Annotated in this window: 20 protein-coding genes; 2 read left to right on the forward strand and 18 right to left on the reverse strand. The window is 71.4% G+C overall.

Annotation, left to right across the window (positions count from 1 at the left end):
* Positions 1–10: 10 nt before the first annotated feature.
* Together OHA68_RS01810 and OHA68_RS01815 are read right to left on the reverse strand one after the other, a co-directional pair.
* Positions 11–1,189 (reverse strand): GDSL-type esterase/lipase family protein, encoded by a 1,179-nt coding sequence (locus tag OHA68_RS01810; RefSeq protein WP_327106054.1) that lies wholly within the window; start codon positions 1,187–1,189, stop codon positions 11–13.
* 51 nt (positions 1,190–1,240) lie between these two features.
* The gene (locus tag OHA68_RS01815; RefSeq protein WP_327106055.1) at positions 1,241–2,500 is read right to left on the reverse strand and encodes an MFS transporter; all 1,260 of its coding nucleotides are present in this window, start codon (positions 2,498–2,500) and stop codon (positions 1,241–1,243) included.
* Between the two features lie 78 nt (positions 2,501–2,578).
* On the opposite strand from OHA68_RS01815, the gene OHA68_RS01820 reads away from it, so the two are divergent.
* On the forward strand, positions 2,579–3,277 hold the full coding sequence (locus OHA68_RS01820; RefSeq protein WP_327106056.1) for an AraC family transcriptional regulator: 699 nt from the start codon (positions 2,579–2,581) through the stop codon (positions 3,275–3,277).
* Here the strand turns inward: OHA68_RS01820 and OHA68_RS01825 are convergent.
* Positions 3,274–3,846, reverse strand: a complete 573-nt coding sequence (locus OHA68_RS01825) for a TetR/AcrR family transcriptional regulator (RefSeq protein ID WP_327106057.1) — start codon at positions 3,844–3,846, stop codon at positions 3,274–3,276. The genes OHA68_RS01820 and OHA68_RS01825 overlap by 4 nt on opposite strands.
* 81 nt (positions 3,847–3,927) lie before the next feature.
* On the opposite strand from OHA68_RS01825, the gene OHA68_RS01830 reads away from it, so the two are divergent.
* Positions 3,928–4,701, forward strand: coding sequence for an oxidoreductase (locus OHA68_RS01830; RefSeq protein WP_327106058.1), 774 nt, complete (start codon positions 3,928–3,930; stop codon positions 4,699–4,701).
* 71 nt (positions 4,702–4,772) lie between these two features.
* On the opposite strand, the gene OHA68_RS01835 is transcribed toward OHA68_RS01830, so the two are convergent.
* The 15 genes from OHA68_RS01835 to OHA68_RS01905 form a co-directional block, all read right to left on the reverse strand.
* Positions 4,773–5,627 (reverse strand): VOC family protein, encoded by an 855-nt coding sequence (locus OHA68_RS01835; protein ID WP_327106059.1) that lies wholly within the window; start codon positions 5,625–5,627, stop codon positions 4,773–4,775.
* 4 nt (positions 5,628–5,631) lie between these two features.
* Entirely contained in the window at positions 5,632–6,447 is an 816-nt protein-coding gene (locus OHA68_RS01840) for an alpha/beta fold hydrolase (RefSeq protein WP_189136928.1), read from the reverse strand.
* A gap of 130 nt (positions 6,448–6,577) precedes the next feature.
* Positions 6,578–8,017 (reverse strand): dihydrolipoyl dehydrogenase family protein, encoded by a 1,440-nt coding sequence (locus OHA68_RS01845; protein WP_327106060.1) that lies wholly within the window; start codon positions 8,015–8,017, stop codon positions 6,578–6,580.
* A gap of 1 nt (position 8,018) precedes the next feature.
* On the reverse strand, positions 8,019–8,576 hold the full coding sequence (locus tag OHA68_RS01850; protein ID WP_327106061.1) for a hypothetical protein: 558 nt from the start codon (positions 8,574–8,576) through the stop codon (positions 8,019–8,021).
* A gap of 271 nt (positions 8,577–8,847) precedes the next feature.
* Positions 8,848–11,220, reverse strand: coding sequence for a hydantoinase B/oxoprolinase family protein (locus tag OHA68_RS01855; protein WP_327106062.1), 2,373 nt, complete (start codon positions 11,218–11,220; stop codon positions 8,848–8,850).
* Between the two features lie 11 nt (positions 11,221–11,231).
* Positions 11,232–13,334 (reverse strand): hydantoinase/oxoprolinase family protein, encoded by a 2,103-nt coding sequence (locus OHA68_RS01860; RefSeq protein ID WP_327106063.1) that lies wholly within the window; start codon positions 13,332–13,334, stop codon positions 11,232–11,234.
* Between the two features lie 19 nt (positions 13,335–13,353).
* Positions 13,354–14,985 (reverse strand): FAD-dependent monooxygenase, encoded by a 1,632-nt coding sequence (locus OHA68_RS01865; protein WP_327106064.1) that lies wholly within the window; start codon positions 14,983–14,985, stop codon positions 13,354–13,356.
* Positions 14,982–15,770 (reverse strand): alpha/beta fold hydrolase, encoded by a 789-nt coding sequence (locus tag OHA68_RS01870; RefSeq protein ID WP_327106065.1) that lies wholly within the window; start codon positions 15,768–15,770, stop codon positions 14,982–14,984. Before OHA68_RS01870 ends, OHA68_RS01865 begins: the two co-directional genes overlap by 4 nt.
* Before the next feature lie 77 nt (positions 15,771–15,847).
* Positions 15,848–17,164 (reverse strand): MFS transporter, encoded by a 1,317-nt coding sequence (locus OHA68_RS01875; protein WP_327106066.1) that lies wholly within the window; start codon positions 17,162–17,164, stop codon positions 15,848–15,850.
* A 268-nt stretch (positions 17,165–17,432) separates the two neighbouring features.
* Positions 17,433–18,026 (reverse strand): TetR/AcrR family transcriptional regulator, encoded by a 594-nt coding sequence (locus OHA68_RS01880; RefSeq protein WP_327106067.1) that lies wholly within the window; start codon positions 18,024–18,026, stop codon positions 17,433–17,435.
* 67 nt (positions 18,027–18,093) lie between these two features.
* Positions 18,094–18,843, reverse strand: a complete 750-nt coding sequence (locus tag OHA68_RS01885) for a TetR/AcrR family transcriptional regulator (RefSeq protein WP_327106068.1) — start codon at positions 18,841–18,843, stop codon at positions 18,094–18,096.
* A gap of 17 nt (positions 18,844–18,860) precedes the next feature.
* Positions 18,861–19,289, reverse strand: coding sequence for an organic hydroperoxide resistance protein (locus OHA68_RS01890; protein ID WP_327106069.1), 429 nt, complete (start codon positions 19,287–19,289; stop codon positions 18,861–18,863).
* A 157-nt stretch (positions 19,290–19,446) separates the two neighbouring features.
* Positions 19,447–20,721 carry a cupin domain-containing protein gene (locus OHA68_RS01895; RefSeq protein ID WP_327106070.1) on the reverse strand — a complete coding sequence of 425 codons (1,275 nt, stop codon included), beginning with the start codon at positions 20,719–20,721 and terminating at the stop codon, positions 19,447–19,449.
* A 64-nt stretch (positions 20,722–20,785) separates the two neighbouring features.
* Positions 20,786–22,069, reverse strand: a complete 1,284-nt coding sequence (locus OHA68_RS01900) for a lanthionine synthetase C family protein (RefSeq protein WP_327106071.1) — start codon at positions 22,067–22,069, stop codon at positions 20,786–20,788.
* A complete protein-coding gene (locus tag OHA68_RS01905) occupies positions 22,066–25,029 on the reverse strand; it encodes a lantibiotic dehydratase (protein WP_327106072.1) in 2,964 nt (987 codons plus the stop codon). Before OHA68_RS01905 ends, OHA68_RS01900 begins: the two co-directional genes overlap by 4 nt.
* Positions 25,030–25,112: the final 83 nt, after the last annotated feature.

The following is a 25,112-nucleotide window of genomic DNA, read 5'->3' on the forward strand; positions in this document are numbered from 1 at the left end:
GCCGATGTGGTCAGCCGGTCTTGGTGGCGAAGGGGCCGCCGTCGCCGAACGCGAGCCGCCCGAAGTTCTCGCCGATCAGCCGGTGCGCCGCGGGGTCGGGGTGGACCTCGTCGGGCAGCGGGAACGCGGCGTAGTCCTTCTCGCCGTACAGGGCACGGCCGTCGAGGTAGTGCAGGTTGGGGTCGTCGGCCGCCCGCTGCTCGACGACGCGGGCGAGCACGTCCCGGATGACGTTGAGCGTCAGCCGCCCGGCGGCGCGTTCGGCCGGATCACCCGTGGCCTTGAACCGCAGGGTCCGGCCGTCGAAGTCGGGCATGAGCGGACCGGGGGTGTCCTCCTGGATCGGGCACAGGATGGGTGACACGACCAGCAGCGGGGTGGTCGGATGCCCCTCGCGGACGGTGTCCAGGAAGCCGTGCGCCGCAGGGGTGAAGGCGCGCAGGCGCATCACGTCGCCGTTGACGACATTGATGCCGATCTTCAGGCTGATCAGGTCCGCGGGGGTGTCCCGGATCGCACGGGCGGTGAACGGGTCCAGCAGCGCGCTGCCGCCGAACCCAAGGTTGACCAGCTCCACCCCGCCCTGGGCGGCCGCCAGGGCCGGCCAGATGGCGCTCGGGTGGGTGGCGTTCGAGCCGTGGCTGATGGAGCTGCCGTGGTGCAGCCACACCTTGCGCCCCCGGTCCGGCGCCGGCTCGATGGGGGCATCGGTGCGCAGGGCGATCAGCTCGGTGATCTCCGTGTGCGGCAGCCAGATCTCGACGTCCTTGTCCCGTGCCGGCAGGCCGGTGAACCGGGCGGTGCCGGCGGGCCCCTCGGTCAGCTCGGCGGTCTGCGTGACCATGTCGATGATCGTGCGCACGTGACCGCCCGCCACCGTGGCCTGGGCGGCGAGACGGCCGTCGACCAGCAGGTCGTACACGCCGTCCGCCGGGGCCGGGAACCCTCGATAGACCCGCTTGGTCGGCAGCGTGTCCAGCTCGATGGTCGTGGCCCGGGTGCGGAAAGCCAGCCGCACGCCGGAGGGCTGGGCCTCGGCCACGGCCAGTTGGTCGTCAGGGATCTGCCGGCGAGCTCGGGCGGGCAGCCGGTGCAGCAGCAGCCCGTGCGCGGTCGCCTCCACGTCGAGGTGACCGCGCAGGATGTCCACGGTGACAGGTGTGGTGATCCAGTCTTGCTCGGTGTTCATTGCCTCAGCCTCTGTCAAGATCTCCGCTATCAGACTAATATTATTATGCATTTACCTAATGCTTTTAGGCAAATCGGTCTGCGTCGCGTAGTGCCAGAAGGGCCGGACGGCGATGGCCGCGATGAGGACGATCACGAAGCCGAGGATCGCCGTTCCCGACCATGCGATGGTGAGGCCCATGGCCGAGGCCATGATTCCGGCTCGGAGGTCGCCCATGCCGGGGCCGCCGGCGACGACGACGGTGTAGACGCCTTGCATACGCCCGCGCATATGGTCGGGCACGTAGGTCTGCAGGATGGTCTGCCGGTAGACGGCGCTGACGAGGTCGGCTCCGCCGGCGAGGACGAGTAGCGGGACGGTGAGCCAGAGGGTGTGGGTGATTCCGGCGAAGGCGATGGCGGCGGACCACAGGGCCACGGCGATGGTGAGTGCGACACCCTGGCGTCGCACTCGGCCGATCCATCCGCTGACGAGCCCGGCGAGCACCGATCCTGTGGCGATCGACGCGTACAGGAGGCCGACGCCGCCATGGAAACGCGTGGCGGCGGCTTCGGGGAAGAGCGCCTCCGGCATGGCGAACAGCATGGCGATGATGTCGACCATGAACGCCATGAGCAGGACGGGCTTGCCGCCGAGGAAGCGCAGGCCGTCCATGACGGCTCGGATGCCGATGCGCCCCGTGGGTGCGAGCGCGGCTCGGGGCAGCGGTGGCAGCCGGAAGACGGCGTAGAGCGCTGCGGTGAACAACAGCGCATCGATGCCGTAGGCGTACGCGAAGCCGTTCGGAAGCATGATCAGCGCACCGGCGATGAGCGGGCCGAGGACCTGCCCGACGTTGCCGGCGGTGTAGGTGAGTGCGTTGGCCGCCGGGATCAGCTCGACAGGCACGAGCGCGGGGATGATGGCGCCGCGAACGGACGCGGAGACCGCGAAACCGGCGGATTGGACGGCGACCAGCACGAGGATCAGCCCCACGGACTGCACGCCGAGAGCGGCCTGCGGCAGCAGAGCGAGCGTTCCGGCCCAGGTCAGGGCGGACGAGCAGAGGTAGAGCAGCCGCCGGTCGGCCAGGTCGGCGAGAGCGCCGCCGTAGAGACCGAAGACGACCATCGGGACGAGCATCGCCAAACCCACGAGGCCGACGTCCAGGGACGAACCCGAGATCGAATAGACCTGGACGGGGACGGCGACCCGCGTCACCGTCGTTCCGATGACGGCCGCCGCCTGCCCGAGGAAGGTGCGGCGGTAAGCCGGAAAAGCCAGGGGCCGCGTGTCGACGATCGCCTGCCGAAGGCTCCCGAAACGGTTCATGCATTGACGTTCTCGCCCACAGGGAGGGTTGCGCTTCCGATAATCTGACTAGATATGTTGCAAAGCCGCCATCATCACGTGCCCGGGGAAGTGATCCACGGGCATCGGCATGACGACCACCAGCTCATCTACGTCGCTCGTGGCGTCCTCGCCGTACAGACCGAACATGGGGCGTGGGTGGCTTGCGCGGATCGCGCGGTCTGGGTCCCCGCCGCCGCCTGGCATGAGCACCGCGCCTACGGCGACACCATCGCCCACACGCTGATGTTCCCGGTCCAGGACCCTCCGCTCCCCGGTGATGCGCCGACCGTCGTCGCCGTCTCGGCCCTGCTGCGTGAGCTCCTCATCGCCTGCACCGAACCGGAGCTCACCGCTGGGGAGATTCATCGCATTCGTGCCGTGCTCGGCGATCGGTTGCGCCGAGCCGACGTCCGCGCCCTCACCCTGCCCAGCGCCCACGATCCGCGACTCGCGCACGCCTGCCGCCTCGTCCTCGACGACCTCAGCCGGCCCCGGACCATCGCCTGGCTGTCCCGGCAGGTCAATGCCGGCGAACGCACCCTCGCGCGCCTGTTCCGCACCGAATTCGGAACTACCTACCCTCAATGGCGTACGAACGCGCGCATCATCCACGCGATGATCCGCCTCGCCGAGGGCGCCACCGTCACCGAGACGGCGCACCTCTGCGGATGGGCCACGACCAGCGCCTTCGTCGACATCTTCGCCCGCACCATGGGCCAGACTCCCGGCTCCTACCGCTCCACCTCGACGTCCTAGCCGCGCTGCGCCGCGCCGTAGCGCAGCCCGTCGTACAGGATCGTGACGATGCGCAGCGCGTCGTCCTTCCAGCCTTTGGCGCGCAGGCCGCAGATGCCGCCGAGGGCGCGCAGCACGACGCGCCCGCTCATGCCGCTGCGGACGAGGCCGGCCGCGACGCCTGCGGCGAGAAGTTCGTCGAGGGCGCGGGCCATCTCGTCGCGCGCGTCGTCGAAGACCGGCGAATCGGTCGCCATGATGCTCTCCAGCGCCTCACCCATCCCCCTGCCCACGGCCGCGTGCTCCACGAGCAGCAGCAGGAAGGTGCGCAGCGCTTCGTCCGGGGCATGCTGCGTGAGCAGCCGGGCGGGGGTCGCGCAGAGCTCGGCGACCTCCTGGCGGTACACCTCCGCGACGAGCGCCTCACGCGTCTCGAAGTGGCGGTACAGCGTGCCGACGGCCACGCCGGCCCGCCGGGCGATCTCCTCCACGTGGGCGTCCTCGTCGGCGAGGAGCGCCTCACGCGCCGCGACCAGGAGCGCTTCTCGGTTGCGGCGGGCATCGGCGCGCAGTGGACGTGATGACGACAACGGTCCTCCATAAGGTGAATCGGACTCCGTTTGCGTGTACAGTTACCGGAGTCTGGTTCACCTTACCGAAGGAGTACAGCCATGACGATCGAGCACGAGAAGCTTCCCGGCCTGCGAGTGCTGGTGACCGGCGGCAGCCGGGGGCTCGGGGAGGCGACGGCTCGCCGCTTCGCCGCCGCCGGCGCCACCGTGCTGACGGCCTCGCGAACACCGCCCCCGGCGGACCTGCCCGCCACCTTCATCCCGGCCGACCTGCGCTCCGAGGAGGGAGCGGCAGAGCTCGGCAGGCGCGTGGTGGACAGCGTCGGAGGCATCGACGTCCTGGTCGACAACGCCGGAGCCGCGACCGCACCGATGCCGACCTTGACGCGGTCGGACGCCTCCTGGCTCGCCGACCTGGAGATGAACCTGCTCAGCGCGGTCCGGCTCGACCGGGCCCTGGTTCCCGGGATGGTCGAGCGTGGCTCCGGCGTCGTGGTGCACGTCTCCTCCATCGCCAGCCACCTCCCCCAGTCCGCCGAGTCGTCGTACGCGGCGTCGAAGGCGGCGCTCAACGCTTACAGCCGCGAGCTGGCGACGGCGGTGGGCGAGCACGGCGTACGCGTGGTGTGCGTTCTGCCGGGCTTCGTCGTCACCGAGGGCGCTGTCGACCATCTTCAGCAGCTGGCCGACAGCCGGGGCGTGGGCGTCGACGAGGTCAAGCAGCAGATCGTGGACCATCTGAAGGTGCCGATGGGGCGCCCCGGCGAACCCGAGGACGTCGCGGAGATGATCGCGTTCCTCGCTTCCGGACGCGCCAAATGGCTCACCGGTGCTCAGTTCCGGGTCGACGGCGGCATCATCCCCGTCGTCTGAGCCGCGCCCCCACGCGCTTCGAGGAGAAACCACAGAAGAGGGCTGCGCGGGCCGGACCCGACGCGTGGTCGTCAGGGTTTCGGCGAAGCGAACGGATTGGCGTCGGCGTGGTGGTGTCCCCAGACGTCCGAGACCCCGAAGTCGTGCGGCGTCCAGTCCTCGCCCACGTCGATTCCGCCGCAGCCGATCTCGAGATGGAACCCGCTGGGGTTGCGTACGTAGAACGAGATCGCCTTGTCGTTCATGTGCCGGCCGAGGCTGATCGAGATCGGCACCCCGTTGGACTTGGCCCGGTCGTACGCGCGCCCGACGTCGTCGATCGAGCCGTGTTCGAACTCGAGGTGGTGGATCGACGGCGCGTCCGCCTTCGCGAGCGCGATGCTGTGGTGGGTCGGGTTGCAGCGGAAGAAGAACAGGCCGGGGGCCCGGTAATCGGTCAGTTTGAACTCGAGCACCGACTCGTAGAGCTCGCGGAGCTCGTCGAGCTTCGGGCTGGCCAGGACGAAGTGGCCGAGACCGGTCGTGCCGTGCCGCGGACCGTCCCGGCGCGCCTTGGCCTCACCGACCGCCAGCTCCACGCGGTAACCGACCGGGTCGGTGAACCAGCGCAGACGGGTGGCGCCGCGCAGCTCCACCTCTTCCGGGGAGCCGTCCTCGACGGCGAAGCCGGCGTCCGTCAGCCGTTGGCTGAGCCTGTCGAGCTCGCGCGGCGAATCGACGATCCAGCCCAGCTCGTGCGGGCTGTCCTGGGTGGACGGGTAAAGGGCCACGCGGTATTTGAACTCGTCGAGTTCCGCCAGAGCGACCTCGTCCGTGCCGAACTTCACTCGGGTGACACCGATGCCCAGGGTGCGCCCGAGCAGGTCGGTCCAGGCGTCGACGTCTGTGACGTTGAGTCCGACGTAACCCAGCTTGCGGATACCCACGGTGTCATCCCTCCGATGGGGCGGCGGCTGCTCCGCCCTGCAGAAACTCGCGAACAATGTGGTTGAACTCGGGTGCGCGCTCGTACTGCACCCAGTGCCGGCAGTGCGGCAGCACGCGGAGCTCCGCGTTGGGTATGCCCTCAAGGATCTTGGGCGCCCAGGTCAGCGGAACGGTCTGGTCCTCCCGCCCCCAGACGAGCAGCGTGGGGGCGGCGATGAGGGCCAGGTCCGGGGTCAGGTCGCCGAAGTTCGGGGGAATCGGCAGTTCGGGGTGGGCCCGGAGGCTCGACTCGTACCGCTCGTCGATGAGGGACTCGGTCGCCAGGGTCTCGTCGAACACCATCAGCCGCACGAACTCGGCCATCGCGGCACGCGACGGCTTCTCGGCCGCCATATAGGCGAAAAGGCGGTCGAGCCCGATCGGCCACGCCGGCGCGTCCACCGGGAGAACCCCGCCCGGGGCCATGAGGACGAGCCGGTCCACCCGGTCGGGATGGCGCATCGCCATGCGCATCGCGACGGCGCCGCCGTAGGAGTTCCCCACCAGGTGGGCGCGTTCGATCCCGAGAGCCGTCAGCGCGCGGCTCACCCGTTCCGCCGCGTGGAAGATCAGCGGCTCGTCCGTCGCGGGCCGCGGGGAGCTTCCCCACCCAGGGAGGTCCACCACGATGTTCCGGTAATCCTCGAAGGCCGGCAGGTTACCGCCGAAATTGCTCATGCCCGTGGCCCCCGGCCCCGAGCCGTGCAGCCACACGACCGGGGTGCCCGACCCGACGTCGGTGTAGGCCAGCCGCGCGTCCCCAACATCCAACGTGCTCATCGCTCTGACGCCTCCTGTGTATGTAACGCTCACTATACAGAGGTCGGCGACGTCGGGCCAGGGGCGCGGGCTCAGCTGCCCGCGTTCGTTCAAAGCCGGCGAGCGCGGAACAGGCACCCAGCCCGGCCGGTCAGCGGCCGTAGGCTTCCAGCAGCCGCAGCCAGACCTCGCTGACCGTGGGATAGGCCGGGACCGCGTGCCACAGCCGTTCCAGGGGCACCTCGCCGACCACGGCGATCGTCGCCGCGTGCAGCAGCTCCGCGACGTCCGGGCCGGCGAGCGTGAAGCCGACGATCACTTTCCGGTCCTCGTCGACGACCATCCGGGCGTCGCCCCGGTATCCGTCGGCGTGCAGGGCGGCGCCGGCGATGGCGCCCAGGTCGTAGTCGATGACCCGGATCCGCAGTCCGGCGGCCTCGGCGGCCGCGGCGGTCAGTCCCACCGAGGCGATCTCCGGCTCGGTGAAGACCACCTGAGGGACCGCGCGCTCGTCGGCCGTCGCCGCGTGCCGGCCCCACCGGCCGTCCTCGACCGCTTCGCCCTTCGCGCGCGCCACGATGACGTCCCCCACGGCCCGAGCCTGGTATTTGCCCTGGTGGGTGAGCAGCACGCGCCGGTTCACGTCCCCGGCGGCGTAGAGCCACCCGTCGTCGATCGGCGTGCCGTCCGGCCCGACGACCCGCATCGTGTCGTCGACCGCGAGCCAGGCGCCCGGCGTCAGGCCGACGTGGTCCAGCCCGATGTCCTGGGTGTTCGGGGTACGGCCGACCGCGACGAGGAGTTCGTCGGCCTCGATCTGCCCGCCGTCGGTGAGGGTGACGTGCACCGTGCCGTCGTCGTCGCGCTGCACGGATCCGGCCTCCGCGCCGAGCTGGACCGAGACACCCGCGTCGCGCAGCGACTCGATGACCCGTTCGCCGGCGAACGGCTCCGCTAGGGGCAGCACACCGTCACGAGCCAGCATCGTCACCGAGGCGCCGAGCGCGGCGAACGCGGTCGCCATCTCGGCCGCCACCACGCCACCGCCGATGATGGCGAGCCTGCGGGGAACCGCGGTCGCGGCGACCGCCTCCCGGCTCGTCCACGGCGCCGCCTCGCGCAGACCGGCGAGGTCCGGGACCAGCGCGCCGCTTCCGGTCGCGATGACGACGGCGTGCCGCGCGGTCAGGGTGGTCCTGACGGCGTTGTCGCCGGTCACCTCGACGGTCCGGGCGGACGTGATCCGCCCCTGTCCGCGGTAGAGCGGAATCCCCACCTGCTCCAGCCAGGCGGCCTGCCCGTCGTCCTTCCAGTGTGAGGCGAAGGAGTCGCGGCGGTGGAGGACGGCGGCCACGTCCAGGTCACCCTTGACCGCCTCGCGTGCGCCGGGCACCTGCCGGGCCGCCCGGAGCGCCGCCGCGCTCCGCAGTAACGCCTTGGTCGGCATGCACGCCCAGTAGGAGCACTCACCTCCGACCAGCTCCCGCTCGACGATGGCGGCGCTCAGACCGCCCTGCACCACCCGGTCGGCGACGTTCTCCCCGACCGGGCCCGCACCGATGACGATGACGTCGTACGTAGTGGCGTCCATGTCACTTTCCCTTGGCGGCGCGGCCGAGGCGCAGCGCCGAGACGAGGAAGAAGATGCCGCCGAGGACCGCGTAGCCGGCCACGTTGGTCAGCATCGGATTCGGCGCGGAGGCCCCCAGGTAGAACGACGACCCGGCCAGCACGGAGATGCCGCCACTGAGGATCATCGGCCACTGGCCGCCCATCGAGCGCCGGCTGACGCCCACGATCAGCTGAACGATCCCGGAGACGATCGCCCAGACGCCCCACACCCGCAGGACCCCCGGCACCCCGGAGGTGCCGGCGACGGCCAGGCCGGCGGCAGCGAGGAGGCTGACCGCGATGTTCACGTACAGTCCGCGGGCCGGGCCGGTGGTGCGGGACGAGCGCGCGTCCACGACCGCCGCGGCGACGTCGAACAAGGGGTAGAGGACGATCAGGGCGATACCGAGCGGCCCGAGCTGCGACGCGGTGACGACCAGCAAGGCCGCCCAGACGATGGCGAACCCGAACCGCACGAAGTACAGCCGGCGCAGAGCCTGCGCGATCCCGCTGGTAGCGGGTGAGTCAACGGTGGCCACGATGATCCTTTCAACGGTGGGGCGAGGGGAAGAACGCTCGGCGTCGGGCGCGAGAGTCCCGGTGCTGCGAAAGCCGCCAAGGTCCCCTACGAGACCGAACGTTCTATCTTGTTTGAGTATGGCACGTTCATGCGCACTGTCAAGACAGAACGTTCTCCCTCCTCCGTTGGGCACCACGGAACGCGGCCGAGAGGATCACGGTCCTCAGGACTGTGATCCTCTCGGCGGGCACGGGTCACCCACTGGCCCCCGCTGACAAGCGCGTCGTGTCTCAGGCCCAGCTTCGGTAGTCGTCGGCGGGAAGGGGGTGGTCGACGGGGACGACGCGGGAGTTGACCGCGGTCAGGCAGCCGGGGCAGAACAGCTGCCGGAAGACGATCTCCGCGTCGACGTACTCGGACGGGTCGTGCCAGATGTGCGGTCCCGCTTCCGTCGGGGCAGCGTCACGACGCGCCAGCGCCGCGACGAACGCCCCGCCGGCGAGCGGGCCGATCTGGGTGCCGCAATGGAGACACACGACGGTCCCACCCTCCGGCGACTCCAGGACGGCGAGGTTGTCGTCGAGACGGCGCGCCCCGGCGAGCTCCGGAGCACCGGTCCCGGCCAGGTCCGGAGCACCGGTCCCGGTGAAGTCCGGAGCGCCGACCCCGGTGAGGCGCGCCTCGGACAGGCCGGCGCCGGAAGCGCGCCGGCGTCGCAGCTCCGCACGGGTCTCGCCGGTCGCGACCGCGTCCACGTCGCCGTCCTCGCCGAGCACGACGCCGTAGACGTCCGTCGCGGCCTCCGGCGAGACGCGGGCTTGCCGTACGTCTTCGCGTACGTTCCCGGCCGGCCGCAGCAGGGGGTCGCCGTACCCGCCGCCCGCCTGCCAGTGCAGGTAGAGGGCATCGCCGGGGCCGAGATCCGACTCACCCTCGCAGGGCAGGACCTCGATGTCCCCGCCGAGCTCGCCCAGGTCGGCGGGGATGGCGGCCGCCTGGACGAGCTGGGGGTCGCTGATGCCGCGCACCACCAGGTCGAGCTGGGAGTTGCCCGGATAACCGCCGGCCAGTCCGACGTTCTGGTTCGCGACCTTGCCGGTCCCGGAGACGATCAGCGACATCGTCCCCTTCTGGTCCGGGTGCTGCACGTAGCAGACCGAGCCGCTCATCCCGCCCCGCTGCCGGCCGGGCCCGCCGGAGTCGGTCTGCTCGCGGCGCCACAGGGCGACGAGGGGGTAGAGGTACTCGGTCATCTCGACGTCCGGTGCCCGCGCGGAGGGGATGATGAGCCGGCCGCCGGTGTCGACGCCGTCGTGGTAGACCTGAGCGCCGTAACCACCGGCCATGACGTCGAACACCGGGGACACGAAGCCCTTGCTGCCACCGCCGCGCACATCGACCCCGGACACCACGCAGAGGTCGGTGGTGCCGTTGCAGATCGACTGCACATCGCCGCGGCGGTCGGGTTCGGCGTCCAGCATCCTGGCGATCACCTCGGCGACCAGGTTGCCCGCCCCCCAGGCCGGCCCGAACGGCCCCTTGCCGACCGCGGCCGGGAACGACGCGTTGGTGATGGTGTCCTCGTCGGTGATGATCTCGAAGCAGCGCATCAGCCCGCCCGCCGCCCACGGGATGTCCCCGGCCAGCAGGGGCAGCATCGTGAAGACGATCCCGGCCCGCAGGCCCGGATAGGGGCAGTTGATGATGCCGGTCTGCTCGGCGGTCCCCCGGAAGTCGAAGACGAGCCGGTCGGCTTCCTTGGTCATCGCGACCTTGATCGCGTGCAGGCCGCGGTCGCCGGTCCGCGACTGCTCCTGGTAGCCGACCGCGGTCCAGGTTCCGTCGGGCAGGGTCTTGAGCTTGGCGCGCAGCCGGCGTTCGGCGTCGTCCATCATCCGGTGCATCACGACCTTGACGGTGTCGGCGCCGTACTTGGTGATGAGCCGGAGGATCTGCTCGGCCGCGTTCTTGTTGGCGGCGATCTTGGCGCGGAGGTCGAGTCCCACCAGGTGCGGGAGCCGCGACCGCCGGACCCAGGCGTCGGCGACGTCGCGCTGCAGCACTCCCCCGCGGACGACCTTCATCGGCGGCGTCGGGGCCGCCTCGCCGAACACGTCCTGGGCCGACGGGCTGAAGGAGCCCGGCCGCGGCCCGCCCAGGTCGATCTGGTGGGCGATGGCCGTCGTCCAGCCGAACAGCTTGCCCTCGTGGAAGATCGGCGCCAGGATCGCGGCGTCGTTCTGGTGCAGCCCGCCGCCGATCCACGGGTCGTTGCACAGGAACATGTCGCCCTCGGCGATGCCGGGATTGTCGCCGCGGTGGCGCAGCGTCCAGACGATGGCCAGGTCCATCGAGCCGATGAGACCCACGTTGTACGTACCGACCTGGACCTGCTCGCCGAGCTCGTCGCAGATGGAGAAGTTGAAGTCGTTGGACTCGGTGACGACGTGCGAGCCCGACATCCGCCGCAGCGTCTCCCCCATCTCCTGGGTGATCGCCCAGAGCCGGTGCCGGACCACCTCGTAGGTCAGGGCGTCGACCTGCTCCGCCTGCTCATCGTCGACCTGGTGCAGCGGCAGGGCCGGTGAGATCTGCCGCAGCAGTTCCGCGCGGGGAAGGGGACGGCTGGTGAACTCGTCCGCCCCGGGGATCCTGGATGTCATGGACGCTCTCCTCACTGGTAGCTCAGCACGAGGTTGCCGAGGCGGTCGACGCGGCCGGTGACCCCGGCGGGGACCACGACCACCGTGGTCGGCACCTCGACGATCGCCGGCCCGACGAGTTCGTGGCCCGCGTGCAGCCGGGCGTAGTCGTAGACGGGGGTCGGCACGAAGCCGAGCCGCGCGTCGAGGCAGACGGAGCGTTCCCCGACGAGAGCTGCCGCCGGGTCCGGGCCGGTGGCCTCCGGGATGTCCGGCAGCACGACCGGGAAGCCGAGGCTCGCCTTGACCCGCATCCGGTAGGTGATCGCCTGTACGCCGGCCTCGCGGTATCCGGCGCCGCTGCCGTTGATGCGCTCGTACTGCTCCTCGAAGCGCTCGAGGATCTCCTCGCCGGTGCTCTCGGTGAACTTCTCGTCCGGGACGGCCGTGGCGAGCTCGGTGACCTGCATCGAGTAACGCAGGTCGACCTCGCGCTGCAGCGTCACGTCGTGGAACTTCACCTTCTGCCGGTCGAGCGCACGCTGCAGGTCGGCCTCGAGCCGGGCGTAGTGGGCCTCCAGCACCGTGTGGTCGACCGGGAAGGAGGAGGGATCGGAGAGCTCGGCGCTCAGCATGACGTCCGAAGCCGCGAGCCCGTAGGCCGAGAAGGCGGATGCGACGGGGCCGAGCGGCACGACGACCTCGCGTACGCCCAGGTCCTGGCAGTAGCCGGCGCAGTGGGCGGGCCCGGCGCCGCCGAAGGCGTAGACGACGAAGTCGCGGGAGTCGTACCCGGCCTGTACGACGGCGCGGCGGAGGAGGTCGCCCGCCTGCGCGTTCTGCACCTCGTAGATCGCGACCGCGGCTTGTTCGACGGTGAGGCCGAGCGGCTCGGCCACGTGCTCGCGGATGGCTTGTCTGGCCAGGTCGAGGCGGAGCGGCTTGCGGCCGCCGAGCAGTCCGCGCTCGCTCAGGATGCCGAGCACCAGGTTGGCGTCGGTGTTCGTGGGCCGCGTGCCGCCGTTGCCGTAGCAGGCGGGGCCGGGGACCGCCTCGGCGCTCTGCGGGCCGAGCCGCAGGTTGCCGCCGGCGTCCACCGACGCGAGCGCCCCACCGCCGGATCCGATGGTGTGCACCCGGATGGTCGCCGCGTTGATCGGGAACTGGTTCACGATGGAACCCGGCGCCATGACCGGCTCCCCGTCGACGATCAGCCCCGCCAGGAACGTCGTGCCTCCCACGTCGGTGGTGATGACGTTGCGGTGGCCGAGCTGCTCGGCCAGGCGCATCCCGCCGATGACGCCGCCGGACAGGACGGACCCGACCGTGGTGATGGCATGCTCCGGGGCCCGGTCGGCCGTGATGGTGCCGCCCTCGCTCTGCATGACCAGCAGGGGCCCCTTGAGCCCGCCCTCCTCCAGCTGCTTCTGCAGCGGGAGCAGGTAGGTGCGCAGCCTCGGCCCGATCTGGGCGTTCATGATCGTCGTGGAGGTGCGGGCGAACTCGCGGATGCGCGGGCTGACCTCCGAGGAGAGCGTGACGTACATGTCCGGCGCGATCTCGTGGATCAGCTCGCGGACGCGCCGCTCGTGCGTCCCGTTCTTGAACGACCACAGCAGGCAGACGGCGATCGCCTCGACCCCCTGGTCCACCAGGGACCGGGTGACCCGGCGGACCTCGTCCTCGTCCAAGGGGACCAGGACGTTCCCGGCGTAGTCGATGCGCTCGGTGACTTCGAGCGCCCGGTACTTCGGGATCAGCGGCGCGGGCTTGCGCTGCCGGAGCGTGTCCTGGATCTCGTGGGCCGACCGGCCGAGGGTGCGGCCCTCGGCGTTCATGATGTAGATCGAGTCCCGGTGCCCCTTGGTGGCGATGAGCCCGACCTCGGCCACCTGTCCCTGGACGAGGGCGTTGATCGACGCGGTCGTGCCGTGGGCGATGTAGTCGGTCTGCGCGAGCAGCTCGCCGACGCCGATGCCCAGCTCCGCCGCGAGGTCCTCGATCACGCGCATGACGCCGACCTCGCGGTTCGGCGGGGTCGTCGGCGTCTTGGCCGACACGATGCGGCCGGCCCCGTCGGAGGCGACGGCGTCGGTGAACGTGCCGCCCACGTCGATGCCCAGTGCGTATGGCATGTGGTTCTCCTGGTGTTCTTTACCGCTGGTGGACGGTGAGGTGTCCGGTGACCGTGTGCAGGAGCTCGTCGGGACGGGCGTCCGAGCCGCCCATCCAGGCGACGTGCTGGTCCGGGCGGACGAGCAGGAGCGCGGCGGGATAGCGGCCGGCGTGGTCCCCCGGCAGGTCGACCACGACGAGGGGGATCCCGAGCTCACGCGCCGCCTCGGTCCAGGGCGTCACGCTGACGTCCGGGTCGGTCCGCACCAGGGTGAAGTCGGGCCCGAGCACGTCGAACACCGAGCGGCCGTCCTCCAGCCAGACATGCGGCAGCCGGAAACCGGCCTGCGCCCGGTCCTGGTAACCGCCCATGCTGATGGCGGCCTGGTCCGCTCCGCCGACCACGATGGGCGAGCCCGCGTAGTGGTAGCCGAAGCTGAAGCCGTCGGGTGAGTACCGGTGCGGCTCGGTGACCGCGAACCGCTCGGCGAGCTCGGCGCGGGCCCGCTCACCGGCTGGGCCGGACAGGTGGATGTCCGGCGAGACGTCCGCGAAGGACTTGCGCGCGGCCGATCCCACCGCCTGGGCGAACTGCTCCCCCACCGGCTTGCGCTCCTGTTCGTAGGCGGTCAGCAGAGCCGGTGGCGCCCACCCGTGGCAGACCGCCGCGAGCATCCAGCCCAGCGTCGCCGCGTCCTGGATGCCGGCGTTCATGCCGAATCCCCCGACGGGGATCCAGATGTGGGCGGCGTCGCCGGCCAGGAACACCCGGCCGTCCTGGTACCGCTGGGCGACCAGCCGGCGCCCGGTCCAGCGCACCACGCCGAGCACCTCGTGCTCGACGGGGCCGCCCACGGCTTCCCGCAGGAGCTCTTCGGGATCCTCGCCCTCGGTGTCGTGGTCGGGCGCGAAGGTGACGTGGTTGAGCCACAGCGAGTCCCCGTCGATGGCGATCATCGAGGCGGGCCGGCGACCGTAGGTCCAGTACGTCCAGGCCCGGTCCCGGGCGGCCAGCCGCCCGAGCTCGGGTGAGCGGACGAAGGTCGACACGAACCGCTGGATCGCGTCGACGCCTTCGTAGCGAATGCCCAGTTGACGGCGGACGGCGCTGTGCGCCCCGTCGCAACCGACCACGTAGGCGCAGTGCAGGGTGCGACGGACTCCCCCGGTCTCCACGACCGCCTCGACATGGTCCTCGTGCTGCCGCAACTCGACCAACCGGGTGCCGCGCTCCAGGGTCAGCCCGGGGAGCCCGCTCGCATGCCGCTCAAGGATGGGCTCCAGGAACAGCTGCGAGATCCGGTGCTGCGGCTCCGGCGTGATCCAGCCGTCCCGGCCGGCCCCGGCCAGCACGTCGCCCGCCGAGGGCAGGTCGAGGCGGAAGATCTCCTCGCCCCGCAGGCTCGTCCGGTAGTGGATCGAGGTGGGGTAGTCCTCAGGCAGACCGGCCCGCCGGATGTCGTCGGCGAGGCCGAGCCGCCGGAAGATCTCCATCGACCGGGCGGAGGTGGTGTTGCACCGGGGATTGACGCCCCGCTCTTCGGTCGCCTCCACGACGTGGCACGCCACCCCCCGCCTGGCGAGGTCGATGGCGAGGGTCAGGCCGGTGGGGCCGGCGCCGACGACCAGGACGCCGACTCGGTCCTCACGACCGCTGGTTTGCTGTGTCATGCGCTCAGGAACTCCCCTACCAGGCTGCGAAACTCATCCGGTCGATCGACGTGGATCCAGTGCCCGGCCCCCGCCACCACCGCCAGGCGGCCGTGGGGCAGGGCTTCGACGAGCCGCTCGGAAACCTCGACCGGCGAGACCCGATCGCGCTCCCCGTGCAGGGCGAGGACCGGGTTGACGATCGTGGCCGGATCGACGGGAGGCGGCCCGTCGGCGACGTGGGCGAACATCGATCGGAAGGCCTCCTCGGCGCCGGGCCGCAGGGCCTGCTCCAGCCGGACACCGGCCAGGTCGTCGAGGAGCTCACGGTGGACGCTCTCGTCAGCGACCAAACGGCCCAGAGTGGCGCGCATCGACTCCCTCGTCGGCTCGTCGTAGAAGGGAACGGCAGGAGGCGGCGGGCCAGTGCCCGCGCCCCCCATGAGAACCGCGCGCCCGATCCGGTCAGGCGCCATGGCCAGGAGCGCCACGGCCGCGGCGCCGCCCGCGGCCGAGTTGCCCACGAGGTGCGCGCGTTCCAGGCCGTGGCGATCGAGCAGGGCGAGGATCTGCTGGGCACGGGCCCGCGCCCAGGCTCGCGGTCCCCTGAGGCCGGCTGTCCCCGCGCCGATGATCCGCGTGCCGAAGCCGAGCAGGTCAGGGGCGAGGCAGCGGAACTCCGCCGAGAGCTCGGAGTGTACCGCCGCCCAGTTGCTCGCGGCGTCGACGCCGGGCCCGCCCCCGTGCAGCAGCACGAGAACGGGGCCGGCGCCCGCCTGGGCGACATCCGCCGATGTGGCCGGCACCTTAAGCCTCCTCAATGGGTCGTACATGGGTGACGCGCTGCGCGGCTGCCGGGAGCGGGACTCGCCGGCGCCGGGGCTCATGCCTCGGCCGCCGCGCCTTCCACGGCTCTGGTTTCGGTCGAGGAGCTCCGGGACGCGCGCCCGAATCGGGTGAGGACGATCAACGCGAGAGCGCCGATGACGCCCGGGATCGCGAAGACCTGGAACATCGATCCCGGGGCCCAGCCGGCTTGCAGCAGGAAGCCGGCGAGCAGGGGCGCCAGCACGGCACCGAGCCTGCTCACGGCGACGGCCAGGCCGAGAGCCGTCGCCCGGGCCTCGGCCGGATACATGCTCGGGACGATGACGTTGATCCCGGTCACCGTGCCGTTGAGGAACAGTCCGACGAGCACCGCCACGACCAGTGCGGCGGCCAGCGTGCCGAGCGACACGGAGAAGAGGATGAGCATGAGCGCGCCGATGCCGAAATAGGCCGCGGTCAGCCGCCGCGGCTCGATCCGGGACGCCAGGACACCCAGCAGGACCGCACCCGAGACCCCGCCGAGGCTGAACAGCACCCCGCCGCTGATGCCCTGCTGATTGGACATACCCGCCTGCAGCAGCAGGCTGGGCGTCCACGAGCTCGCGAAGTAGAACATCAGCTGCGCCGCGGTGAACGCCACCCAGATCAGCACCGTACGGACGGCGTTGCTCCCGCTGAGCACCGAGGCGAGGGCCATCTTGCGCGACGCCGACGCCGAGGCGGGCAGTTCCTCGACGGGGGCGCGGCCCATCGAGACGAGAATCCGGTTGAACCTGTCCAGCGCCTGAGGGGGACGGCGTGCGACGAGGTAGTCCATCGACTCGGGCAGAAAGCGCAGCCCGACCACGAACAGGATCGCCGTGGCGACGGCGCCGAACACGAAGACCGACCGCCAGCCGAGTGAGCCCACCAGCAGGCTCGAGGCGACCCCGGCGATGACCGAGCCCAGGCCGTATCCGGTGGTGATCAGCGCGACGACGAGGCCCCTGCGCCGGTTGTTCGCGTACTCGGAGGTGAGCACCGGCAGGCTGGCCGCCATCGCCCCCACCGCCGCGCCGGTCACCAGCCGGCAGACGAGAAGCTGGCCGAAGTCCTGTGAAACGGACGCGGCGAGCATGCCCAGCGCGGCCAGGGCGAGACAGCCGAGACTGAGCCGGCGGCGCCCGATGCGGTCGGCGAGTGGAGCCAGGAAGAGCGCGCCGGTGGCCATGCCGGCCAGCCCTCCGCTGAGCAGCACCCCCACCCCCGACGGCGACAGGGCCCATTCGCGCGTGATCGCCGGCCCGACGTACGAGGTGACCAGAAGGTCGAACCCGTCGATCAGGTTGATCACGAGACACAGGGCGACCGCCCTGATCTGGGCGCGACTCATCGGTGAATTCTTGACCTGCTCGAGAACGTTCAAGGGAAACCTCGCTTTGTTGCGACGGTCGGTCAGGCCCCCGAGAGAGCCCTGCACCAGCGCCGGAAGCGCGCCGGGGACGGGACACTCCGTGTATGTAGCGTTCACTCTATAGATTTCGCGACGCGTTGGCTACAGCCACATGTGACCGTCGCCACTCTGGATCACGCCGCAGGTGGACGCCACAGATCAACGGGGGGCGGCCTACCGCCCCTTGCGTGGTTCCTACGGAGTGGAGCTAGTCCGACGTGGAGTCGCCACGAAACCGAAGAAGCCCCTCGATCGCCTGGCGGAACGTGGCGCAGACCTCCGCCGGGTCGGACAGGCAGCCCGCGACCATCGCGCCGTCGCGAAGCATGATGAAATGCCGGCCCGCGAGCTCGGCCCGCATCTCCCCGGCCTCGGCGAGCAGGTCCGTGACGGTGCGCAGGAACCAGTCGCGGTGGCCGAGAACGGCCTTGTGCACGGGATGCTCGGGGTCCGGATATTCCGCGACGGCGTTGAGGAAGGCGCACCCACGGAACCCGGCCGACTCGATGCCGTCCACGATCGTCTCGGCGATGGCCCGCAGGACGTCGGCCGCCGGTCGGCCGCCGCCGATGGCCTCGCCGATCCGGTCGCGCTCCATCTGGTGGATTCCCTGCAGATAAGCGACGACGAGGTCGTCCTTGCCGGGGAAGTGCCGGTAAAGCGTGGCGCGGGTGACCTTCGCCTCCGCGACGATCCGGTCGATCCCCACGGCGTGGAGACCTTCCGCGTAGAAGATCCGGGTAGCCGTGCCGAGCAGGCGCGATCGCGCCTCGGATACTCGGCCGCCAGCGTTGTGTGTCATCGTCTCAAGTGTAGCAGGTAGAACGTTCTGTATGCTTTCACTGTCCTGCACGTTCCTTTGCTCCGGCTTACGTCGCGCGTGCCTGCGGCCCCCCGCCGCGGTGTTCCGCCAAGCCACTGATCAGGGAAACGAACGGGGCGACCTGCGAGCTGTAGGACAGGTCGTCGAAGCTCTCGGACACGGAAAGGCCGTCCGTCAGGGCTCGCCCGAGGACGGCCAGCCGCTCGACGAGAGCTTCGTCCTCTTCGCCGCCGTTCGGCGCGAAGATCGGCGTGAGCGCTTCCACCCAGGACGCGTGGGCGTAGTCGCGGATGCGGCGCATGGTCCGCCGGACCACCTCGGAGTCCTTCTGCGGGCCCACGCTGATGGCGACCAGAAGGCGAAGATAGTCAGGCCGCCGGTCGAGGGAACCGCACGCCGCCGAGAACCACGCTTCAAGACGCTCGAGCGGCGCCAGGTCGTCGAAGGAGGACGGATTGGGGAACAGGGCGTGCAGCTCCTCGAAGGTGCGCTCAAGGAGCGCCGCCAGGATGCCGAGCTTGTTCCCGAAGTGGTAGTAGATCGAGCTGGGTGGCAGCCCGGACTGCGCGCACAGGTCCGAGATGGCCATGCCGTCGTAGCCTTTTTCGCCGATGAGGGTGCGGGCCACGGTCAAGATGACCTCACGACTGCTCAAGCCGGCGGCGGTCGGCGTGGAGCCGGAATCCCTCACCATGCGGCCATGATAGATCAGCTTCGGCGCCGCTCCCCACCGCGCGATCCGGCGCCGGCCGGTCCGGCGTGATCCGGCCGCGGCGGTCGGGCCGATGACGCGCATCGGCCCGACCACCGGTATCAGGCGACGGTCGCGTCAATGGTCACCGGAATGTTGCCGCGGGTGGCGTTGGAGTACGGGCAGACCGCGTGGGCGGCTTCGACGAGCTCGTCGGCCACCGCCTGCTCCACCCCGGACAGTTCGACGTGCAGTGCGGCACCGAGGTTGAACCCGCCTTCCGGCGTCGCGTACACCTGCACCTCGGCGATGACCGCGGAGTCGGCGATCTTTATTTTCCGCTGGGCCGCGACGGCCTTGAGCGCCGAGTGGAAGCACGACGCCCATCCCGCCGCGAACAACTGCTCCGGGTTGGTCGCCCCGCCGGGACCACCCATCTCCTTCGGGATCGCCAGGGAGATGTCGAGGACGCCGTCGTCGCTTCTCGCCTGACCTCCCGCCCTGCCGTCGCCGGTGGAGGTGGCAATGCCGAGATAAAGCGCTTTGCTCATGATGATGCGGTTTCCTTTCACGGCCAACAAACAAGACCGAACGTTCTATCTCTACCTATCGTGGCCTTTCGCCACGCCCATGTCAAGACCGAACGTTCTATCTTGAGAGAGTGCCGACCCGAACGTCGGTGGCGGGGCGCGCGTCCGGCCGCGGCTGTCAGTGTGGTGACGTCGTGCACAGGCCGAGCGCGAGCAGGACCTCCGCGATGCGGGCCCCGGCGGCTGGATCCGCCGACAAGGCCTCGACGGGCAGCGGTCCGCCGTCGAGCAGCCGGCGGCAGGCGTCGGCCACCTCGGGCGCGACCTGGAACGCCCGGCCGCCGACCTCGATACGGACGGCCTCCCCCCGGCCCTGCGCACCGGATGTCACGCCGGATGCCGCCCCGGGCGCCGCGCCAGGTGTCGCGCCAGGTGTCGCGCTAGGTGTCGCGCCGGGGCGTTCCGTCGTTGCGTCCGGGTTGGCGATGATCGGCCAGGTGCCGGGGCGCAGGGTGATGCGGTCCGGTCGGCCGGGTGGCGGGGTGTCGAGCAGCGCGTCGCGGAGCAGCCCGGTCCGGTGGCCCTCGGCGAAGGCGGGGCGGCTGTAGATCGCCCGGTGCAGGGCGGCGGCGTCGCTGTCGGCGAGCCTCACCGCGAGCTCGTCCGCATACTGCTTGAGCAGGGGCTCGGCCTGGCGGGCGACATCGCGGCCCATGGGCAGGGGACGGCTGTAGGCGTCGGAGCGCAGGATCCGCGCGGTGAGGTCGGTCAGCAGGTCCGCCCACGTCAGCGTGTTGATGCTGAGGGTGACGTGGACGGAGGACGAGGTGTCGGTGCGCACCAGGTGCGGCATACCGCGCGGAACGTAGAGGACGTCGCCGGCGCACAGGTCGTACACGGTGGAGGGGGCGTCCAGGCCGGGGAGCATCCGGCCGCCGCCGGGGTTGGGGACGATGTGGTCGAACAGGGTCCATCGCTTGCCGCCGTGCACCTGGATGACGAGGATGTCCTGCGCGTCGCAGTGGACCTGGAAGGCGTTCGCGCCGGGCGGGGCGATGTAGACGTTGGCGTCCACGGGATGGCCGACGTCCATCTCGACGTTCTTGCACAGCTCGTGCAGGCGGGGCAGGAGAAGGTCCACCGTGCCGAGCACGATCGTGGCCCCGCCCCGGAAGAGGCGCGTCACCTTGGCGGGGTCGACGACGTCCGTGAGGCCGGCGTAGCCGAGGGTGGAGGGCGAGGTGTAGCGGTCCTGGGGCAGGACCGTGCCGTCCTTCACGACGCGTACGCCCGGGGCCCGAAGGCCGCTGCCGGTGATGACGCGGTCGATGTCGTCGAGCGAGGCGATCGCGCGGACGTCGGCGATCGCGCCGCCGCGCAGCAGCGGCCTCTTCCCGAGGTGACGGGTGAAGAACTGCTCGACGTCGCCCACGAGGGCGGCCAACCCCACCATGCGATACGGTCCTTTCGCTTGCCGATGATCGGTCAGTTCAGCAGCAGGTCAGTTCAGCAGCAGGTCAGTTCAGCAGCAGGGCGGCGTCCCAGCCGGACGCGGCGGACTTGCCGCTGCTGTGGTGATGGAGCGCGAGCGCGATGCCGGCGGCGCCTTCGAGCAGCCCGACCCGGTCAGGAGAGACCTCGGCGTCCCCTGACGCGGCGTAGCGGAACCCGAACGGCGCGTCCTCGGCGAACGCGTCCAGCACGCGCCCGGCCAGCGCGTCGGCGTGGGCCAGGAGCCGTTCGTCACCGCTGTCGCGGCCGATCTGCCCGACGATGTGCAGCATGCCCGCCCAGCCGTGGCACAGCCCGGCGTCCACCATCCCCCAGGTGTCCCAGGGACGGGCCAGCGTCTCGTGCAACGACCGGACCGCCGCCTCCCGCCAGCCGGGCCGGTCCAGCGCCTGCCCGGCGAGGTAGAGCGCGCGGGCCACGCCTGCCGTGCCGTAGCACCAGGCGGGGCGGATCGGCTCCCGGTGATCGTGCGGCCGTCGTCCCGGTGCGGCCGCCCGCTCGCGTTGCACGTGCAGCGGCACCGTCGGCGGCCACGACCCGCCGTGCGCCCAGTCGAGCAGCCAGTCCGCGACGCGCTCCATCGCCTGCGCGTGACCCGGCAGGCGCAGGCCCCGGCCGTACGCGATCGCCAGCAGGGCCAGCGGGCCGGGGACGCCGTGCGCGAGACCGAGATTGAAGTGCCCGTCCCCCGCGTGGTCGCCCCTGACCGCGGCGTGCGTGACCAGCCAGCCCGGTACGGACGTGCCCGCCCTCTCGATGGGCTCGGTCAGGGCGATGAGGTAGGACAGCGGCTCGGTGTCGCCGTACTCCAGCACGAGGCGGCCCAGCCCGGCGAGCCCTTCGACGATGTCGTAGGCGGCGAACTCGACGCCGTCGCGCCCGGGTCGCAGCCGGGTGTGCTCGGCGGCGGCGCGCTCCCGGGTCAGTTCCCGCACCGCCGGCTCGGCCCGGCTCAGCAGGCTCGCGTAGTCGCCGGGCCTGGTGGCGGCGGCCCTCGCGGTGAACAGCAGGGCGGGCAGGCCGTCGAGGAGGGCGTGCCGAGCGGGCCGGGTGCGGGCCGCGGCGCTCAGGAAGGCGTGCGCCCGGTCGCGGTCCCCCCGTTCGCTGTGCAGGAGGGCGATCCCCAGGTAGCCCTCGTTGAGCGACATCGGATGCCAGACCAGCGGGCGCCGCCCGTCCGCGAGCTGATCGGTGTTGGCCGCGGCCACCCGCTCGACCGCGGCCGGGTCGGCCAGCCGCCGCGTCACCTCCTCGGCGACCTGCGCGGCCCGCTCCCGGGTCGCCGTCATCGCCCGTGCCTGGCCCGGTCACGCAGAGCCTGCACGGCGCCGCGGGCGATGGCGTAGGAGATGCCCTCGGACAGCTTCGACACCCCGATCAGCCGGTTGTGGTGCATGTGGAGCAGCGCGGCCAGGGGTGTCCGGCGGCGCAGGGATCTGATCAGCTCGCCGTACTCGGTGGCGGCGCGGGCGCGCGGGCGCCAGATCTCCGCCAGGCGGGGGTCTCCGTCGGCGATCAGCTCCACGGCGGTGCGCCGGACCGACTGGAACGCCCGGTGGTGCTCGCCGACCGGGTAGGCGGCCAGCAGCCAGTCCTGCCAGCCCTCGCCGTGGAAGGCGCGGGCGAGGTCGGCGTAGTTCGCCGCGGCCAGCAGCTCCGGGGTCAGGTCCGGGCGCAGCCGCAGCTGGGCCAGCACGGCGTCGCTGTCCGCGGCGAAGACCCGCTCGGCCGCCTCCAGCGCCTCCACCCCGCCGTACCTGTCGGCCTCGGGCTCGTAGGTGTCGAGCTGGAGGGACCGGGCCAGCCCGGCCCGGCGCAGGTCGGCGGCCCAGTCGTGCACCAGGGGCAGCACCTCCCGGCGCAGCGTGGCCGGCTCGGCGTGCACGCGGATGCGCAGGTGCGGGCCCGGATCGAAGTAGCGGATGAAGAACCAGCGGTCCACCTCCGGCGGCAGCGCCGCGCGCAGGGCGGGCAACCACTGCCTGATGAGGTCGGTGTGCCGGTCGGCCGAGGCGTAGAGCTTGGCGAACAGCCACTCGCCGCCCGGCTGGTGCCGTGGCGGCGGCGGGACCGGCCGGGCCGCGGTGCGGATCGGCGGCTCCTGCGCCGTCGAACGGAGCGTCGCGGTGACCTCGTTGGCGCGCCCGCCGAGCCAGCCGGCGCCGAAGCCGGCGCCGCCGGGCGCCTCCACCAGGAGCGTGCTGGGGCGGCGGTCCAGCTCGCGGCGGAAGATGTCGCGGTGCAGCGGCGCGTCCAGGTCGAGCCCGATACGGTTGTCGCCGTTGGTCAGGTAGACCTGCGACGGCACCCGCCACCGCTCCCGCCAGGCGTCGAACCGCCGGCCCCAGTCGGCCTCGGGCGCCTTGACGTCGTTGAGCTCGGCGGCCGGCCGCCAGATGGCGGAGGCCAGGATCGAGCGGCCCCGGCGCACCCGTGGCAGGTAGGGCAGCAGCCGGCCCGCCAGCCCCCAGTCCCACCCTTTGCAGACCCGGTGCCTGGCCTCGCCGATCTCGTACACGAAGCGGACGGCGTCCAGGGCCACCCGGGGGACGACCAGCATGTGCGGGGTGGCCGGCACGATCTCCGACTCCAGCCGGGTGGACCACAGGAACAGCCGGTCGCCGGAGGCGCCCACCGCCAGCTCGTCCAGGGTCAGCACCGCCTCGTCGCCCGGATCGGCGAACCTGCCCACCGGCAGGGTGCGCTCGATCAGGGACGGCACCCGGGCCACGTTCATGATCCGGGTCCAGGCGGGCTGGAACGTCACCTGCGCCGGCACGGCGTCCGCGCTCTCCCGCCACATGCGCGCCGTCTGCTCGCGCAATTCATCCAGGAAGTACGTGAATCGCCCCGTCATGGCCCCCAGCCTGCGCGAGAGCGGCATGTTGGCCAGCACGAGCCGGAAGTCCCCGTCGTTCAGCTCTTCCATCGAGTCGGCGAGCAGGTGGACGCCGAGCTCCAGGACCTCGGGCAGGCGGCCGTCGTCGCGGTCGGACAGCCGGTCGAGCGTGGCGTCGTCCAGCTCCACCTCGAGCCGGCCGTCCAGCACGGCCCCCTGGGCCAGCTCGCCGAGCACCCGGTTGCGGTAGCGGTCCTCCTCGGGTTCGATCTCGGCCCGCTCGGACGCGCGGTAGCCGGCCGGGCCCCCGAGACCGAGCTCGCCGTCCAGCAGCTCCTTCAGCGGAACGAGGCGGGCGGTGCCGTACCTGTCGAGGAACTCGTCGTAGTAGCGGCGCAGGTGCTCGATGCCCGCGTCGGGCGGCGTGATGCGGACCAGGGTGCGGCCCAGCTGCGCCAGCTCCTGCGCGACCACCTGCGGAAGGCGTACGTCGGCGTCCATCCTGAGGTCCACGTGCGGCGCGTGATGGCCGGCGCGCACGGCCTCGGCGCTGCTCAGCGCCTCCCGCAGGGCGGGCAGGCCGCTGCCCGCCGGGACGGCGGCGTAGGCGCGCAGCGCGGCTGCGCTCGCCTCCAGCCCGGCCCGCGCGGCCGGGGGCAGCCGGGCGGTGACGTGCGCGATCTGGTCGGGGGCGTCGTCCGGCGGCACCAGGTCGGTGAGCAGGAACTCCCGCTCCACCATGGTGGCCAGCGCCTGCTCCGCCTTCTCCCTGGCGCCCTGCGGGAAGGAGAGGAGCAGGTGGTCGACCAGCTCGGTGTAGGCGACGGGCCGCCGGGCGTACGCCATGACGGAGCGCACCAGCGGGCTCATGCCGACCGACAGTTCGCGCACCGCCGCGTCGCCGTCGCGGGGCATGTGCGGCAGGGACAGCCGATCGCCGCGCACCTGGCACAGGCCGTTCAGCACGACGCGCAGCCGGCGGAGCACCTCGGGGTCGCGTTCGTGGCCGCGGACGACGTCCAGGAGCCAGGCGGTGTCGGGCCGGGTCAGCTTCTGGTGCCGGTCGCCCAGCCGGAGCTTGCCCAGGTCGTCGAAGCGCACCTCCGTCACCCCGGCCATCAGCCCGAACGGGGTGGGCCTGGTGGCCATCCGGAGCAGGTAGCGGGTCGTCGACACGACGGCGCGCCGCAGCTTCTTCCCGTCGACGGCACGCCCGTCGTGCACGAGGTCCAGTGTGCGGGCGAGCGACGGGCTGGACACCGCGACGGCTTCCCGGACCAGGGGGTCGGCGGTGATGGACCGGAGGTAGGCCGCCGGGTCGCCGCTGTCGGTCCGGGTCTGGGCCGCCCGTCCTGCGGGCAGCGTGCTCATGCGCAGCAACGCGAAATCGGCGACCTCGAACTCTGCCATTCCTTGCCTTTTCATCAGTGGCCGGTGCGAGTAATACGGCTTCGCCGGACTCGGCTGAACGAGGACGAGAGCATAACACCGGC

It is taken from the genome of Nonomuraea glycinis (assembly GCF_035920485.1).
Lineage (GTDB): Bacteria > Actinomycetota > Actinomycetes > Streptosporangiales > Streptosporangiaceae > Nonomuraea > Nonomuraea glycinis.

Coding starts and splice junctions, on each gene's coding strand:
- OHA68_RS01810 (WP_327106054.1), bottom strand. CDS start 1,189: ATGAACACCGAGCAAGACTGGATCACCACACCTGTCACCGTGGACATC.
- OHA68_RS01815 (WP_327106055.1), bottom strand. CDS start 2,500: ATGAACCGTTTCGGGAGCCTTCGGCAGGCGATCGTCGACACGCGGCCC.
- OHA68_RS01830 (WP_327106058.1), top strand. CDS start 3,928: ATGACGATCGAGCACGAGAAGCTTCCCGGCCTGCGAGTGCTGGTGACC.
- OHA68_RS01840 (WP_189136928.1), bottom strand. CDS start 6,447: ATGAGCACGTTGGATGTTGGGGACGCGCGGCTGGCCTACACCGACGTC.
- OHA68_RS01845 (WP_327106060.1), bottom strand. CDS start 8,017: ATGGACGCCACTACGTACGACGTCATCGTCATCGGTGCGGGCCCGGTC.
- OHA68_RS01855 (WP_327106062.1), bottom strand. CDS start 11,220: ATGACATCCAGGATCCCCGGGGCGGACGAGTTCACCAGCCGTCCCCTT.
- OHA68_RS01860 (WP_327106063.1), bottom strand. CDS start 13,334: ATGCCATACGCACTGGGCATCGACGTGGGCGGCACGTTCACCGACGCC.
- OHA68_RS01865 (WP_327106064.1), bottom strand. CDS start 14,985: ATGACACAGCAAACCAGCGGTCGTGAGGACCGAGTCGGCGTCCTGGTC.
- OHA68_RS01875 (WP_327106066.1), bottom strand. CDS start 17,164: ATGAGTCGCGCCCAGATCAGGGCGGTCGCCCTGTGTCTCGTGATCAAC.
- OHA68_RS01880 (WP_327106067.1), bottom strand. CDS start 18,026: ATGACACACAACGCTGGCGGCCGAGTATCCGAGGCGCGATCGCGCCTG.
- OHA68_RS01885 (WP_327106068.1), bottom strand. CDS start 18,843: ATGCGCGTCATCGGCCCGACCGCCGCGGCCGGATCACGCCGGACCGGC.
- OHA68_RS01890 (WP_327106069.1), bottom strand. CDS start 19,289: ATGAGCAAAGCGCTTTATCTCGGCATTGCCACCTCCACCGGCGACGGC.
- OHA68_RS01895 (WP_327106070.1), bottom strand. CDS start 20,721: ATGGTGGGGTTGGCCGCCCTCGTGGGCGACGTCGAGCAGTTCTTCACC.
- OHA68_RS01900 (WP_327106071.1), bottom strand. CDS start 22,069: ATGACGGCGACCCGGGAGCGGGCCGCGCAGGTCGCCGAGGAGGTGACG.
- OHA68_RS01905 (WP_327106072.1), bottom strand. CDS start 25,029: ATGGCAGAGTTCGAGGTCGCCGATTTCGCGTTGCTGCGCATGAGCACG.